Annotated in this window: 2 protein-coding genes; both read right to left on the bottom strand. The window is 66.1% G+C overall.

Going from position 1 to position 17,152, the window contains the following annotated elements; genetic code table 11:
* Positions 1–55: 55 nt before the first annotated feature.
* Positions 56–14,011 (bottom strand): non-ribosomal peptide synthase/polyketide synthase, encoded by a 13,956-nt coding sequence (locus tag ACW9JE_RS01510; RefSeq protein ID WP_457431635.1) that lies wholly within the window; start codon positions 14,009–14,011, stop codon positions 56–58.
* Positions 14,012–14,062: 51 nt separating this feature from the next.
* Positions 14,063–17,125, bottom strand: a complete 3,063-nt coding sequence (locus tag ACW9JE_RS01505; RefSeq protein ID WP_457431634.1) for a non-ribosomal peptide synthetase — start codon at positions 17,123–17,125, stop codon at positions 14,063–14,065.
* Positions 17,126–17,152: the final 27 nt, after the last annotated feature.

The following is a 17,152-nucleotide window of genomic DNA, read 5'->3' as shown; positions in this document are numbered from 1 at the left end:
TTGAGCGAAGGCAGGGGCGCGTGGGTCGACTTCCACCCACGCGCCGGCTCGCCCGCTAGCTTTGGGGATTCGGTTTGGTCTTGAGCTTGCTCAGCAACATGTCCAGGGACTTCTGGTTCATGCCCTTGGCCAGCGGGAAGTCCGACGGCATCAGTGCGCCGGACTGCGGATCCAGGCAATGGGCGACCAGCGCCTGCAAATGTTCCAGCAGGCGCGCCGGCAGGCGGCTGTCGGTATCCGGCGTGACGCTGTGCCATTCGATGTGCAGCACGCCATCCTGGAGCCAGGCCACCACTTCACGGCCGTGGCTGACCTTGTTGATCGCGGCCACTTCCGCCGGGGCTTTCAAGCTGCTGGCGCGCAACCAGCCCTCGGGCGTTTGCTCGTGCCCCAGGTAGTTGAACAGCACATCGCCACGGCTCGCAGGCAACTCACCGCGCTGGCGCAGCAGGCCGTGGCCCAGGCCATTGCCCGGTACGGCGCGCAGGGCTTCCTTGGCCTCGCGCACGCGCTCGGCCGGGGCACCGCTGGATTTCACCCGCAGCGGGAACAGGGTGGTGAACCAGCCGACGGTGCGGCTGACGTCCAGGCCTTCGAACGGCGCATCGCGGCCGTGGCGCTCCAGATCGACGACGATTTCCTCGAGATTCTCGGCTTGCGCCAGGGTCGCGGCGAGGGCGGCGATCAGCAGCTCTTCCGGTTGCGTGCGGTAGGCGGCGTGGGATTCGGTCAGCCATTGCTGGGTGCGCGTGGCGTCCCAGCGGGCGGACAGGGTCTGGCGCTCGGCGACCGTGGCCAGCGGGGCCATCGGGGCCGGGTTCGCGGCGGTCTGGGCGTTCCAGTAGCGCTGTTCGGCGCCGACCTTGTCGCAGTGGGCGCGCAGGTGCTCGGCCCATTGCTTGTAGGAGGTGGTTTTCGCCGGCAGCGTCGGGTGCTCGCCGCGTTCCAGGCCCTGGTACAGCTGCTGGAAGTCTTCCAGCAACGGCGTCCAGGACACCGCATCGACCACCAGGTGATGGGCGACGAGGTACAGGCGTTGCGGTTCGCCTTGCAGCAGGGCGGCGGCGAACAGCGGCCCTTGTTGCAGGTTCAGGCTTTCGGCGACCTGTTGCAGTTGCTCGGGCTGATCGCAGACGGTAAATCGGGCTGGCGAAACGGGCGCGATCTGCGCCTGCCATTGGCCATCGACCTGGTTGAACTGCAGGCGCAGGGCGTCGTGGTGCGCCACCAGACGATTCAGGGTCGCCTGCACCAACGCCGGCTCCAGACGACGGTCGCTGTCGGCCAGCACCGACTGGTTCCAGTACGCCGCTTGCGGTTGCTGCAGGTCGAAGAACCACTGGTGCAGCGGCATCAACGGCAGGCTGCCGGTGACGTCGCCCTGTTCGGCCAGAGTCAGCAACGGGCTGGCCACCTGGGCCAGGGCTGCCGGGGTCGGCGAGCGGAACAGGTCTTTTGGCGTGAGCGAGTAACCCTGTTCCCGCAGGCGCGAAATCAATTTCAAGCCAAGGATCGAATCACCGCCCAGGGCGAAGAAGCTGTCCGTGGTGCCGACCTCGCGGCCGCTGCTCAGCATGTCACTCAGCAATTCGCCGAACAGCTGGCAAAGCAAGGCTTCCAGTTCGTTGCGCGGAGCGACGCGGGCTTCCTGGCTTTGCGGCAATGGCATCGCCGCCAGGGCCTTGCGATCGATCTTGCCGTTGGTGGTCAGCGGCAGGGCCGGCACTTCAACCCACACCGCCGGCACCATGTAGGCCGGCAATTCGGCGCTGAGCAGTGCGCCCAGGTCCGATTGCGGGGCGTTGCTGCTGTAGAACGCGATCAGACGGTTATCCAGCACCAGTGTGCAGGCGCCGGTGATGGCGGGCTGATTGAGCAGTGCGGCATCGATTTCACCCAGCTCGATACGCTGGCCACGCAGTTTCACCTGATGGTCGAGACGGCCGAGGTATTCGATGTTGCCGTCGGCCAGGAAGCGGCAACGGTCGCCGGTGCGGTACAGGCGATCGCCCGCGATGAACGGGCTGGCGAGGAAACGTTCCTTGGTCAGCTCCGGGCGTTTCAGGTAGCCACGGGCCACGCCGACACCGCCGATGTACAGCTCGCCGATGCTGCCGATTGGCAATGGCTGCATGGCGGCGTCGAGGATGTACAGGCGCAGGTTGGCGATCGGTTTACCGATCGGCACGATCACGTCATCCATCGAGCAACGCCATACCGACACGTCGATGGCCGCTTCAGTCGGGCCGTACAGGTTGACCAGTGCCGCCGGGTGTTGGCCCATGAAGCGCCGCACCAGATCCGCCGGCAGCGCTTCGCCGCTGGCGAAGACCTGACGCAGGCTGTGGCAGTTTTTCAGGCTCGGCTCTTCGACGAAGGCGCGCAGCATCGAAGGCACGAAGTGCAGGGTGGTCACCTGTTCCTGCTGGATCAGCTGACTGAGGTAAGCCGGGTCGCGATGGCCGTCCGGACGGGCGACGACCAGCGTGGCGCCGGTGATCAGCGGCCAGAAGAATTCCCACACCGACACGTCGAAGCTGTACGGCGTCTTCTGCAATACGCGGTCGTTCGGGCCAATCGGGAAGGCGTCCTGCATCCAGTAGATGCGGTTCATCAGGGCACCGTGTTCGTTCATCACGCCCTTGGGTTGCCCGGTGGAACCGGAGGTGTAGAGCACGTAGGCCAGATCGCCTGCATCAACAGTCAAAGGCTCGCCAACAGGCGCCTCAGGCAACTTGTCGAGGGTCCAGGCGGTGTGCCCGACCGGCAGACGCGACAGCCATTGCGCTTGGCTCAACGTCACCTGCGCATCGGCATCCCCGATCAGGAGCGCCAGACGCGCTGCCGGCAACTCCGGATCCAGCGGCAACCACGCCGCACCGGCATGCACGATGCCGAGCAGGGCGACGACCATCTCCACGGAGCGCTCCATGCACACCGGCACGATGCTGTCGCGACCGATGCCTTGAGCGCGCAGGGCACGGGCCAGTTGTTGCGCCCGTTGATCCAGCTCGGCATAGCTCAGGCGCTGGCCTTCGAACACCAGTGCCGGAGCATTCGGCGTCAGTGCCGCCTGCTGGCTCAAAGCCGTGTGCAGATTGGTCGGGCCCGGATACAGACGCTCGGTGGCATTCCAGCGATCCAGTTGCTGCTGATCCTGCTGCTGCGGGAACAGCTCCACCAGCGAGCGCTCGGGGGCAGCCACCAGCGCGTCGAGCAGGGCGCACCATTGCTCGCTCCAGCGCTGCATCGTGCGCTGATCAAACAGCGCCGCCTGGTATTCGAGGGCGAGGGTCATGTCGCTGCCGTCGTCCTGCACTTCCCAGCTCTGTTCGAACTTGGCGTCGATCACCGGCAGCATCTGTTCCTCGATGTTCAGCCCCGACCACTGACGGCTGTCCAGGCGTCCGTGGTTGAGGGAGAACAGCACCTGGAACAGCGGCGTGCGGTTCAGGTCGCGGAGCTGGGCCACGGCACCCACCAGCGTGGCGAACGGCAGGTCGGCGTGGGCCTGGGCCGCGCGCAGATCGGCTTCCAGGCTGGTCAGCAGTTGTGCCGCCGGGGCCTGCTGGTCGATCTCGCTGCGGATCACCAAAGTGTTCACAAGACACGCCAGCAGCGCCTGGGTCTGCGGCTGTTCGCGCTGGTCGGCCGGGGTGCCGAGGCGAATCTCGCGCTGGCCGCTGTAGCGGGCGAGCAGGGCGCTCAGGGCGCTGGCCAGCACCACATAGGCGGTGGTGCCGCGTTGCCGGGCGAACTGGCGAATGGCCGCGGCGCGCTCGCTACCTAGACGCAGGGTCAACTGCCCGGCACGACGATCCGCTTCGGCGCCGCGCGGGCGGTCCAGCGGCAGGTCGAGCTGGTAGTCGTCCTGGCCCAGATGGTTTTTCCAGTAGTCCAGGCTGGCGCTGCGGCGGGCCTGGGTGTCCGGGTGCTGCTGCCACAGGGCGAAGTCGACGTAGTCGATCTCCAGCGCGGTCCAGTCCGGCGCCTGTCCGCGCAGGTTGGCACTGTAGGCCTCGCTCAGTTCGTCGATCAGCAACTGCATGGCCCAGCCGTCGGTGGCGCTGTGGTGCAGGCACACCAGCAGGCGGTTTTCGTCGCTGTCCTGGCGTTGCAGCAGGTGCGCGCGCCAAGGGGCGGCCTTGGCCAGATCGAACGGCGCCATCAGCGCGGTTTCGGCGTCGGCGCAGGCCGAGGTCCAGTCCTGGGCGCTGACTTCGGTGATGGCCAGCGCTGGGCCGTGATCGTCGATCAGCAGCTGCGCTTCGTCTTCGATTTCGACGATGCGGCTGCGCAGGACCAGATGCCGCTGGCTGATCTGTTCGAACGCTTTGTGCAACGCATTGGCGTCGAGTTCGCCGCGCAGAGTCAGGGCAAACGGCATGTGGTATTCGCGGGATTCCGGCACCAGGCGGCTGAGCATCCAGAAGCGCTGTTGCGCCAGCCCCAGCGGCAAACGCTCTGGCCGTGGTTGTTGGCTGATCAACTCGCCCGGTGTGGCCGTCTGCAGGTGACCGGCCAGGGCCGCCACCGTCGGTTGGGCGAACACCAGCGCCAGCGGCAGCGAAGCGTTTAGACGTTCACGCACTCGTGCCACCAGACGGGTCGCCAGCAGGGAATGACCGCCGAGCTGGAAGAAGTGATCCTCGATGCCTACCGGGCCGCATTCGAGCAGTTCGCTGAACAGCTCGCAGAGCACGGTCTCGGTGACGTTGCGCGGTGCGACCTGTGCACGCTCGCCACGGATGTCCGGCAGCGCCGTGGCAGCCAGTGCCTTGCGGTCGAGCTTGCCGTTGCTGTTGAGCGGCAGGCTGTCCAGTTGCACCAGCAGGCTTGGCACCATGTGCGTTGGCAGGTTGTCGTTCAAGGCTGCGCGCAGTGCGCTTTCCTCGGCGGTACCGCACCAGAAGCTCACCAGACGTTGATCCAGCAGCAGGGTCGCGGCATCGCGCACGCCCGGCTGGTTCAGCAACTCGGCATCGATTTCACCCAGTTCGATACGCTGGCCACGCAGCTTCACCTGATGGTCGAGACGGCCGAGGTATTCGATGTTGCCATCGGCGAGGAAGCGGCAACGGTCGCCGGTGCGGTACAGGCGATCACCTGGGATGAACGGGCTGGCGAGGAAGCGTTCCTCGGTCAGGTCCGGACGTTTCAGGTAACCACGGGCCACGCCGACCCCGCCGATGTACAGCTCGCCGATGCTGCCGATTGGCAAAGGCTGCATGGCCGCGTCGAGGATGTACAGGCGCAGGTTGGCGATCGGTTTGCCGATCGGCACGATCAGGTCATCCATCGAGCAGCGCCATACCGACACGTCGATGGCCGCTTCAGTCGGGCCGTACAGGTTGACCAGCGCTGCCGGGTGCTGACCCATGAAACGCCGCACCAGATCCGCCGGCAGCGCTTCACCGCTGGCGAACACCTGACGCAGGCTGTGGCAGTTCTTCAGGCTCGGCTCTTCAACGAAGGCGCGCAGCATCGAGGGCACGAAGTGCAGGGTGGTGACCTGTTCCTGCTGGATCAGCTGGCTGAGGTAAGCCGGGTCGCGATGGCCGTCTGGACGGGCGACGACCAACGTGGCGCCGGTGATCAGCGGCCAGAAGAACTCCCATACCGAGACGTCGAAGCTGTACGGCGTCTTCTGCAATACGCGGTCGTTCGGACCAATCGGGAAGGCGTCCTGCATCCAGTAGATGCGGTTCATCAGGGCGCCGTGTTCGTTCATCACGCCTTTTGGTTGGCCGGTGGAACCGGAGGTGTAGAGCACGTAGGCCAGATCACCCGCATCAACGGTCAACGGCTCGCCAACAGGTGCTTGTGGCAGGGAATCCAGGGTCCAGGCGGTATGCCCGGCTGGCAGACGCGACAGCCATTGCGCTTGGGTCAACGTCACCTTCGCATCGGCATCCCCAATCAGGAACGCCAGACGCGCCGCCGGCAACTCAGGATCCAACGGCAACCACGCCGCACCGGCATGCACGATGCCGAGCAGGGCGACGACCATTTCCACCGAACGCTCCATGCACACCGGCACGATGCTGTCGCGACCGATGCCTTGAGCGCGCAGGGCACGGGCCAGTTGCTGCGCCCGCTGATCCAGTTCGGCATAGCTCAGACGCTGGCCTTCGAACACCAGTGCCGGAGCGTTTGGCGTCAAGGCCGCCTGCTGACTCAAGGCTGTATGCAGGTTGGTCGGGCCCGGGTACAAACGCTCGGTGGCATTCCACTCGATCAACTGCTGCTGACGCTGGGTTTCGGTCAACGGCGACCAATCACCCAGACGCGTCTGCGGCGCATCGAGCATGGCTTCCAGCAACTGCTGCCACTGGTCCAGCCAACCTTTCACGGTGCTCTCGCTGAACAGCGCGGCACGGTATTCGAGCAGCACCGACAGCACCTCGCCGTCATGCACTTCCCAGTTCAAATCGTACTTGGTGGATTGCGCGGTCACGGCGCGTTCATGCACCTGCAACTGCGGCCACTGGCTGGCCGAGGCGTCGGCGTTCTGCATCACGAACAGCACCTGGAACAGCGGTGTCTGCGCCAGGCTGCGGGATGGATTGAGGGCTTCGACCACTTGATCGAACGGCACGTCCTGATGCTGCTGGGCATCGAGCACGCGGTCGCGGACCTGGCTGAGCAGGCCTTCGAAATCCAGTGCCGGGTCCAGATCGCTGCGCATCACCACGGTGTTGACGAAGCAGCCGATCAGAGGCTGCAGCTCGGCCAGCGGACGCTGGGCCACCGGGCTGCCGAAACGCACGTCGCGCTGGTTGGCATGACGCCCCAGCAGCAACTGCGCGGCGCTGAGCATCAGCATGTACAGGGTGGCGCCGCGTTGCTGGGCGAACTGACGCAAACGGTTCGCCAGCTCTTTCGGCAATTGCAGTTGTACGGCACCGGCGACCGGGTCGAGCTGATTCGGGCGGGCCTGACGGGTCGGCAGGTCCAGCAGGTAATCGCCATCCTCCAGCTGTGTGCGCCAGTAGTTCAACTGCTCGCCGAACAAGGCCTGCTGCGCCGGTTCACGCTGCCACAGCGCGTAGTCCGGGTATTGCAGGGCGAGGTTCGGCAGTTCGGCCACCGAACCCTGGCACTGCGCGGTGTAAAGCTGCGCCAGTTCATCCAGCAGGTTCTGGCTGGAGGCGTCATCGGTGGCGCAGTGGTGCACGTTGAGCAGCAACAGCGCCTGAGGCTGGCCGCTGCGCTGGATCAGCGTGGCGCGCAGTGGAAGATCGTTGGCCAGATCGAAACGGTGACCGGTCTCGGCGTGGATCGCCACGTCGGTCAGCTGTTGCCAAGCCTCATTGCTCGCGGCATCCAACGGCGCCAGACGCAGGGTGACCTCGGCTTGCGGCTCGATGACCAGCGCCAGTTCACCTTCGGCATCACGCACGATGCGGCTGCGCAGGCTTTCATGCCGCGCGACCAGTGCATTCAGCGCGGCTTGCAGGGCCGACAGGTTCAGCTCGCCATCGAACTGCACCGCGCTGACCACGTTGTACTCGCCGCCCCCCGCGCTCAGTTGTTCGAGGAACCACAGGCGTTGCTGTTCAAACGATAGCGGCAGGCGCGCCGGACGTTCGGCCTTGGCCCAGGTCGCGGCCGGGGCTTGCAGCGGTTCGCCCAGCAATGCGGCCAACGCTTCCAGGGTCGGATGCTCGAACACCGAGCGCAGCGCCGGCACCGTGGCGAACTGCTGACGCAGACGGGCAAACAGCACCGCCGCCAGCAGCGAATGACCACCCAGGTAGAAGAAGTGACTGTCGCGACCGATCTGGGTCAGCGGCACGTTCAGCAGTTCGGACCACAGCGCCGCCAGTTGCTGCTCGGCAACGGTGCGCGGCGGGTCCTGGGCGTCCGGTGCGGTCTGGATGTCCGGGGCCGGCAGGGCCTTGCGGTTGAGTTTGCCGTTGTCGGTCAGCGGCAGCTCGTCGAGCACCACGAAGGCCGATGGCACCATGTAGTCGGGCAGGGCGGCGCCGATTGCCTTGCGCCAGCCGTCGATATCGGCCTGGGCATCGCAGGTGACGTAGGCCACCAGACGCTTGTCGCCGGGTACGTCTTCACGGGCCAGCACCACCGATTGACGCACGCCGGGCTGGGCGCCGATCAGGGCTTCGATTTCCCCCAGCTCGACACGGAAACCACGAATCTTCACCTGATGGTCCATGCGCCCCAGGTATTCGAGCTGGCCGTTCGGCAGCCAGCGCACCAGGTCGCCGGACTTGTACATGCGCGCGCCGGGCACTGACGAGAACGGATCCTCGATGAACACCTTGGCGGTCTGTTCGGCACGGTTCAGGTAACCCAGGGTCACGCCGGCACCGCCGATGTGCAGCTCGCCCGGCACGCCCACCGGCATCGGGTTCAGCCAGGCGTCGAGCACGTAGGTGCGCACGTTGGCGATCGGGCGACCGATGATCGGCCGGGCCGGGAAGTCATTCACCGCGCAACCGGTGGCGTCCACGGTGCATTCGGTCGGGCCGTAGGTGTTGAAGAAGCGGCTGCCGGCAATCGACGGCAGGCGCTGCCAGAGCTGTGCGTCCACCGCATCGCCACCGAACAGCACGAAGCGCGGCAGGTACACCTCGCCACGGCGCACGCCGTCAGTTTCCAGCAGAGCCTTGAGTTGCGCCGGGGTGCATTCGAAGGCGTCCAGGCGCGTGTCACTGAAGAATTGCGCCAGGGCTTGCGGGTCGTAGCGCACTTCTTCCGGGGTCAGGTACAGGCTGTGGCCGTCGAGCAGCAGGATGAGCTCGGCCACCGAGCTGTCGAAGGCGAACGAGTAGTTGAAGCTGGTACGCATCGGCTGGTCGGTGTAGCGACGGTACAGGCCGTGGATACGCGCCCACGCCAGGTTGACCACCGAACCGTTGGTGACCAGGGTGCCCTTGGGCTTACCGGTGGAACCGGAGGTGTACATGATGTAGGCCAGATCGTCGGGACCGGCCACGGGCGGCAGGTTGTCGTCCGGCTGATCGGCGAACAGCGCGGCATCGCTGTCCAGGCGCAGACGTGGCAGCCCGACGCCCAGTTGCTCCAGCAGCCCTTGCTGGCCGAGGAACAGCGCCGGTTGCGCGTCTTCGAGCATGTAGGCCAGGCGATCCACCGGGTAGGTCGGGTCCAGCGGCACATAGGCGCCACCGGACTTGAGAATGCCCAGCAGACCCACCAGCAGTTCCAGCGAACGCTCGACACACAGCGCCACCGGACTGTTGGCCACCACTCCCTGCGCGCGCAGGTAATGGGCGACCTGGTTGGCCCGGCGATTGAGTTCGGCGTAGCTCAGGCTTTGGCCTTCGAACGTCAGGGCGTCGCGATCCGGGGTGCGCTCGGCCTGTTGTTCGAACAGCTGAGCGAAGGTCAGGTGCTGCGGCACCTGCATCTCGGTGCGGTTCCACTCGACCACGGTGCGCTGCCATTCCTCCGCCATCAGCAACGGCAGGGCCGCCACCGGGCGTTGCGGTTCGGCGAGCATCTGTTCCAGCAGGTGCTCCAGACGGGCCAGGGTCTGGCGCGCGCTGTCGGCAACGAACAGGTCAAGGGCGAACATCAGCTCCAGCTGGATCGGCGCATTGGCCGGGCACAGCACGTGCAGGTCCAGGTCGCATTCGGACTGCTTGATCGGAGTGTCGAGGGCTTCGAAATCCAGGCCCGGGAAGCGCAGGCGCGATTCCATCGCCAGTTGCTGGGCCACCATCACTTGATACAGCGGCGCGTGGCTGAGGCTGCGCGGCAGTTGCAGGCTGTCGACCAGTTGCTCGAACGGCAGGTCCTGATGTTGCAGGCCTTCGCGTAGACGCTTGGCCACTTGCTCCACCAGGGCAGTGAAATCGGCTTGCGGTGCGAAGTCGGCGCGAATGGCCAGGTTGTTCAGCAGGATGCCGAGCAGGCCTTCGGTGCCCGGTTGTTCACGGTGGGTCACCGGGGTGCCGATCAGCACCGTGGCATCGCCGCTCAAGCGGTTCATCAGCACGGCAAAGCCTGCGAACAGCACGGTGAACGGCGTGGTGCCCAGACGGCTGGCGAAGGCCTGGACCCGGGCGCTGAGGTCGCTGCTCAGCTCACGCTGGACGATGCCGGCGCGGTAGCTCTGCACCGATGGCCGCGCCAGATCGGTTGGCAGCGCCAGCAACGGGCTGCTGTCGCTGTTGCTGCGGTCCAGGGTGGTGGTCCAGTAGTCGAGCTGGCGCTTGAGTTCCGCGCCTTGCAGGTGTTCGCGCTGCCACAGGGCGAAGTCGGCGTATTGCACCGGCAACGCCGGCAGCTCGGCGGCCTTGCCGTTGCAGCGGGCTTCGTAGCCCAGGGCCAGTTCGCGCAGAGCGATGGTCGCGGACCAGGCGTCGGACACCAGGTGATGCAGGGCGATGCCCAGCACGTGCTCGTCCGGTGCCAGGCGCAGCAGGCGGGCGCGCAGCAGCGGCGGATGGCTCAGGTCGAAAGGTTGCTCGAAGGTCTCTTGCAGGGCGTTGAATTGCGCGCCTTCGCGGGCCGTGGTGGCGAGACCCGACAGATCGTCGAACGGCAACTCGATGCTCAGTGTCGCGCTGATGTGCTGGCACGGCACGCCATCGGCGCTGCGGATGCCGGTACGGAGGATTTCATGGCGCGCCAGCAGGTCGTTGAGGCTGGCGTGCAGGGCTTCGACGTTCAGCTCGCCCTTGAGTTGCAGGGCGAACGGGATGTTGAACAGCGTGGTGCCCGGCGTCAGTTGTTCGATGAACCACAGGCGCTGCTGCGAGAACGACAGCGGCAGCAAGGCCGGGCGTGGCAGGGCTTTCGGGCCCTGGCTGGTGGCCGATTGCGGCGCGGCGGCCTGGGCCTGGCGCGCGGCGATCGCCAGCGCCAGCAGGGCCACGGTCGGCTGTTCGAACAGCACCCGCAGCGGCAGCTCCAGTTTGAAGTGTGCTCGTAGTCGCGCAACAATCTGCGTGGCCAGCAGCGAGTGACCGCCGAGGGTGAAGAAGTTGTCTTCGACGCCCACGTTGTCGCGACCCAGCACGTCGGCCCAAACCTTGGCCACGGCCGCTTCCAGCTCGTTGCGCGGGGCGATGCTTTCTTCGGTTTCGGCCTGCCAGTTCAGCTCCTGGGCGGCCAGGGCCTTGCGGTCGACCTTGCCGTTGGCATTGAGCGGCAGGCGCTCCAGGCAGACGAACGCCGCCGGCACCATGTACGGCGGCAGTTGCCCGCGCAGGTGTTCGCTCAGGCCTTCGCTGCCCAAGCTCTCGTCATGGGCGGACCAGTAAGCCACCAGCCAGGCTTCGCCGACGCTGTTCTCGCGCAGCAATACCGCGGCCTCGCGCACGTTGGGGTGCTGGGCCAGACGGTGTTCGATCTCAGTCAGTTCGATTCGATGGCCGCGCAGCTTGACCTGCTGGTCGCGACGACCGAGGTATTCGATCACGCCATCGGCGCGCCAGCGGCCCAGGTCACCAGTGCGGTAGATGCGCCCGTCCAAGGTCGGATGATCGATGAAGGCATCAGCGGTGCGTTGCGGATCGTGCAGGTAGCCACGGCCGACGCCGACACCCCCGACGCAGATTTCCCCGGCCACGCCCACCGGCACCGGGCGCAGGGCTTCGTCCAGCACGTACAGGCGGTTATTGGCGGTCGGTTGGCCGATGGGCATGTGGCTGACGTCGGCGTCCGGCGCTTCAAAGATCGGCTGGAAGGCCACGTCGTCGGCGCATTCGGCCGGGCCGTAGGCGTTCATCAGGGCGATGCCCGGGAAACGTGCGAACCAGTCCCGGGCCACGGTCGGCGGCAGGGCCTCACCGGTGGGCAGTACCCAGCGCAGGTCCGGCAGTTGCAGGCCGCACGGGCACAGCGCAAGCAGGGTGCGCATCAGGCTCGGGACGATTTCCAGCACGCTCAGGCGTTCGCTGGCCAGCACTTGCAGCAGGCGTTGCGGGTCGTGGGCCACTTCGTCGGGGAGGATCTGCACCGTGGCGCCCAGCACCGGCGCGGCGAGGAACTGCCACACGGAAATGTCGAAGGCCACCGAGGCGGTCTGCGGGATGCGGTCGTCGGCGCTCAGGCCCAGGGCCGGCACCTTGCCGAAGATGTTATTGAGCATGCCCCGTTGTTCGATCATCACGCCCTTGGGCGTACCGGTCGAACCCGAGGTGAACAGCACGTAGGCCAGACTGTCCGGACCGCCGAGCAGTGGCAGCGGAGCATCGTTGCCGGCCTGCCAGCAGGCTTCGGCGAACAGCGCGTTCGGCGCCTGATCCAGGCCGCTGAGCAGTTGATCGAGCAAGCCGCTGCAACCTTCGCTGGCCACCAGCAATGGCGCCCGGGACAGCTTGAGGATTTCCCGCAGACGCTCCGGCGGATGATTGACTTCCAGCGGCAGCATCGCCGCGCCAGCCTTGAACACCGCAATCATCATGGTCAGCAACGGCAGGCCGCGCGGGGCCACCAGCGCCACCAATTGATCCTCGCCGGCACCGGCTTCACGCAGGGCGTGGGCCAGACGGTTGGCACGGCGATCCAGTTCGGTGTAGGTCAGGGACTCGCCGTCGCAGATCGCGGCCACCTGATCGCCGCGCTGGGCCACCTGTTCGGCGAACAGCTGTGCGTAGTTTTTATCCAGCGGGAATTCGTGAGGGTTGACCGCCCATTCGCCGAGCAACTGTTGGCGCTCGTCGCTGGCCAGCAGTTCGAAGCTGCCCAGCTTCGCGTTCGGTGCGCCGAGCATGCCGCGCACCAGACTGGTCAGATGCCCGAGCAGGCGCTGCACGGCGGCGGCGTCGAAACGCTCGCGGTCGTAGGACACGCGAATGCCCAGCTCGGTTTCCGGCAGGATCACCACGGTCAGGCCGTAGTGGGTGTGCACGCTGTGGTCCATGCCGTCGAGGCTGAACTGGAAACCGCCTTCCAGAATCTGTTCGTCGATCGGCGCGTTCTCGAACACCAGGATGCTGTCGAACAGGGTTTCGCCCCGCGGGAAATCACTCCAGCCCTGAATGTCGGTCAGCGGGGTGTGCTCGTAGTCGCGCATGTCGACGTTGAGCCCCTGCAATGCGCTCAGCCATAGGCCGAGGTTCGCGTCCGGGTCCACCGACATCCGCAGCGGCAGGGTGTTGATGAACAGGCCGATCATCTCGGCCACGCCGGTCAGCTCCGCCGGACGGCCGGCCACGGTGACGCCGAACAGCACGTCGCGCTGGCCGCTGTAGCGGGACAGCAGCAGCGACCAGGCGCCCTGGAAGAAGGTGTTCGGGGTGATGCGGTTGCTCCGGCAGAACGTCGCCAGGGCCTGGGTTTCCTGTTCGCTCAGACGCACCAGTTGATCGTCCACCAGCACCGCATCGGTGTAGCGGTCGCGGGTCGCACCGTTGTCCACGGTCAGCGGCGTTGGAGCGTTGAGTCCCTGCAACTGGCCGCGCCAGAACTGCTCGGCCTTGCCCGCGTCCTGGCGCTGCAGCCACTGGATGTAATCGCGGAACGGACGCGGTGCCTTGAGCTGCGGCTCGCGGTCATTGCACAACGCTTCGTAGACCTTGAGGAAGTCCACCGTCACCAGCGAGATGCACCAGGCGTCCATGAGGATGTGGTGGAAGCTGCGGATGAATTCGTAGGACTCATCGCCCAGGCGCACCAGACGAAAGCGAATCAGCGGCGGCTTGGACAGGTTGAAGCCCACCTTCTGCTCGTCCGCCAGCAGGGTGCGGATTCGCGCTTCCTGCTCATCCGCCGTGAGGCCACGCAGGTCGATGGTGTCCAGCGGCACCTTGACCTCGCGGTGGATCACCTGCACCGGCTGCTTCTGGGTCTTCCATTGAAACGAGGCGCGCAGGGAAGGGTGCAGCGCCACCACTTGACGCCAGGACTCGAGGAACGCCGCTTCGTCGATGGCCCCGCCGATGCGGTAGCGGTCCTGCATCAGGTACACGCCGGAATCTTCGTGCAGCAGGGAGTGGAACAGCATGCCTTGCTGCAACGGCGACAGCGGGTAAATGTCTTCGATCGGGTTGCTGTTGTTCTTTTCGGTGGTCATCAAAAACGTCCTGCAAAAAAGGGGCGACGGCGCGGCAAAGGCAGCGGCGGGTCAGAATTCGTTTTCGTCGAGCTCGGCCATCAATGCCTGCATCTCGTCATCGGACAGGCCCGAGGCGCTGAACGCGGTGCTTTCAGCTTCGGGCTTCGCGTTCTCGGCGGTCACCAGTTGGGCGACTTCGGCCATGGCGGCGATGGTCTGGCCTTCGAACACGTGCTTGGCGGACAGGGCGATGCCTTGCTCATGGGCCTGGGCCACCACTTGCAGGCTGAGGATCGAGTCGCCGCCGATGGCGAAAAAATTCTCGGTGACGCTCACGGTTTCAAGCTTCAGGACTTTGGCGACGATTGCGTGCAGGGTGCTTTCCATCGCGTTGCGCGGGGCTACGAAGGCGCTTTCGTCGAACTGGTCCGGGTCGGGCAGCTGGCGCAGGTCGAGCTTGCCGTTGGGCGTGCGAGGGAAGCTCGCCAGGGTCAGCACACGGGCCGGGACCATGTACGACGGCAGGCGCTCGCCGAGGAAACCCTTGATCGCGTCCGAGTCCGGCGCATAACCGTGGGCCGCCAGCACATAGGCCAGCAGGCGCTTGCCGGCGGCGTGTTCCTGGACGATCACCGCCGCTTCGCGCACGTCACTGTGGCTGCACAGCTGGCGCTCGATTTCACCGAGCTCGATGCGGTAGCCGCGCAACTTGACCTGATGGTCCTTGCGTCCGAGGAACGCCAGGCGACCGTCCGCCAGCCAGCAGGCCAGATCGCCGGTGCGGTAGGCGCGGGTGCCGTCGGCCAGGGTCACGAAGGCCTTGGCGGTTTCTTCCGGTTTGTTGCGATAACCCCGGGCCAGGGTCGGGCCAGCGAGGACGATTTCCCCCGGCTCGCCGACGCCGCAGGCGGCTTCGTGTTCGTTCAGCACCCGCAGGTCCATGCCGGCAATCGGTCGGCCGATGCTCAGGGCGCGGCTCGGGTCGAGCACTTCGAAGCTGGCCCAGACCGTGGCTTCGGTGGGGCCGTATTCGTTGACCAGCTTCGTGTTCGGCAAGGCCTGGCTGTGCTGGGCGATCAACGCGGGCGGGCAGGCTTCGCCGGCGACGATCCAGCATTCCAGGCTGGCGCTGTCGGCGTTGCGTTGCAGCTGGTCGAGCAGGGCCTGATACAGCGACGGCAGCGACAGGCCGTGGCTGACCCGATGCTGCGCGATCAGCTGCGCCAGGCGTGGCATTTCCAGTTCTTCACCGGTGGCCGGCAGCACCAGGCGGCCGCCCTGGGCCAGGGTCCAGAAAATCCCCGCTACCGAACTGTCGAAGGCGAACGACGACAGCAGCAGGTAGGCGCGCACCGGCGTGGCGTAGGCGGCCATGCGCACCTGGGTCGAATAGCTCAGGGCGCCGTGGCTGATTTCCACGGCTTTCGGTGCGCCGGTGGAGCCGGAGGTGTAGATCAGGTAAGCCAGATCCTCGGCCTTGGGCAAAGGCAGCGGCGAGAGGGCGCTGTTATCGGGCACCGACAGGTCGTCGAGCACGAAGCGTTGCAGGCTGGCCGGCACGCTGTCGGCCAGTTCGGCGCTGACCACGATATGGGCGATGGCGCTGTCGGCGAGCATGTAGGCGCGGCGGTCCGCCGGGTAGGTCGGGTCGACCGGCACGTAGGCGCCACCGGCTTTCAGCACCGCGAGCATCGCGACGATGGCGGCGTTGCCACGGGCAAACAGGATGCCCACCGGTACACCGGCATCGATGCCGGCCTCGCGCAATTGATGAGCCAGGTGTGTGGCGCAGGCGTCGAGGGTGGCGTAGCTGAGGTCACCGTCCTTGTCACTCAGGGCGATGGCGTTGGGTTGTTGCTGCACCTGACGGGCAATCAGTTCCACCAGCGTGACCGGTTCAATCGCAGGCTGGGTCGGCGCGTTGTCGATGGTCCGCACTTGCAGCGGGCCGCTCAGTGGCAGTTGCGCCCAGCGCAGTTGCGGCTCGGCCAGCGCGCCTTGCAGCAGTTGCAGCCATTGTTCGCCCAGGCACGCGGCGGCGTTGGCGCTCAAGGCATTGCGGTCGTAAATCAGGTGGGCCTGGATGGCGTCCGTGCTCTGCTGCACGTTCAGGCAGGCTTTGACCGGGTTCAGCACGGCGCTGGCGTGTCGTTCGCGGACATCGGCCTGACGCCAGGCGAAGCCATAACCGCCATTGAGGTCGTGGGTGTAGTAGTCCTGCCAGCCGGCGCCGAGTTCGACGCTGGCGGCGATGCTCTTGCTCTGTTCCAGCAGGCTGGTTTGCGGGTCCAGATCGAAGCGCACCGGCAGGCACTGTTCAAACAGGCCCAGGGCGTTCTCCAGTTCCGGGCCGCGGCTTTCGTGGATGACGGTCAGTGCGACCTGCTGTTGCCCGGCGAGACGGCTGAGCAGGGCGGCCCAGGCGGTGAGCATCAGGTTCGAGGTCAGGGCCGGATCGGCGGCAAGGATGGGTGGCAACGTCAGGTCAACGCGCTGCGGCGCAAAACCCTCACCCGACGGGGATTCCAGCGACAGTTGCAGGGCCGGCTGTTCGCTCTCGGCCAGCGGCTTCCAGAAATTCACCCCCGGATGATCCGGCTCGTCTTCGGTCAGGCTCCAGCGCCATTCGGCGTAGTCGGCGTATTGCAGGGCTTCGGTGAGTGCCGGATTGCCGTCTTGCAGCAGCGCGATCGCCAGCAGTTTCAGGCTACCCAGGTCGAAGTGGCTGCTGGCGCCGGCCAGGTCGAGCACCGCTTGCGTGTCCGACAGTTGTACCAAGGTCACCGCCAGCGGCAGCGTCCAGTCCCGCGCCTGTGTGGCCAGGTGGTTGAGGGCGGCGTTTTGCTGGTTCTGGTCCTGGCCACGCAAATCCTGCACCGCGACCGGCAACTCGACGCTGTCGTGAATCACCTGCACCGGAAAGCGCAGGCCCGGCACGGGTGTCAGGCGAGTGCGCAGGATTTCACTGTCGGCGACCAGGGCGCGCAGGCGTTGATTGAGCACGTCGACGGTGACGGGCGAGGCGACCGACCACTGCAAGCGGCAGCTCAATGGGTGTTCGGCGACGCCGTTGGTGTACTGATAAACCGACGCCTGCTGTGGCGAGATACGAAAACCTTGGAGTCCGCTCATGTTCAACTCGACTGAAAAAGGGGCTTG

The organism is Pseudomonas sp. SDO55104_S430 (assembly GCF_054070595.1).
This window is presented reverse-complemented; position numbering and strand designations above follow the sequence as displayed.

Bases quoted from the DNA above. Each gene is read 5' to 3' on its own strand.
- ACW9JE_RS01510 (WP_457431635.1), bottom strand. From the start codon at position 14,011: ATGACCACCGAAAAGAACAACAGCAACCCGATCGAAGACATTTACCCG.
- ACW9JE_RS01505 (WP_457431634.1), bottom strand. From the start codon at position 17,125: ATGAGCGGACTCCAAGGTTTTCGTATCTCGCCACAGCAGGCGTCGGTT.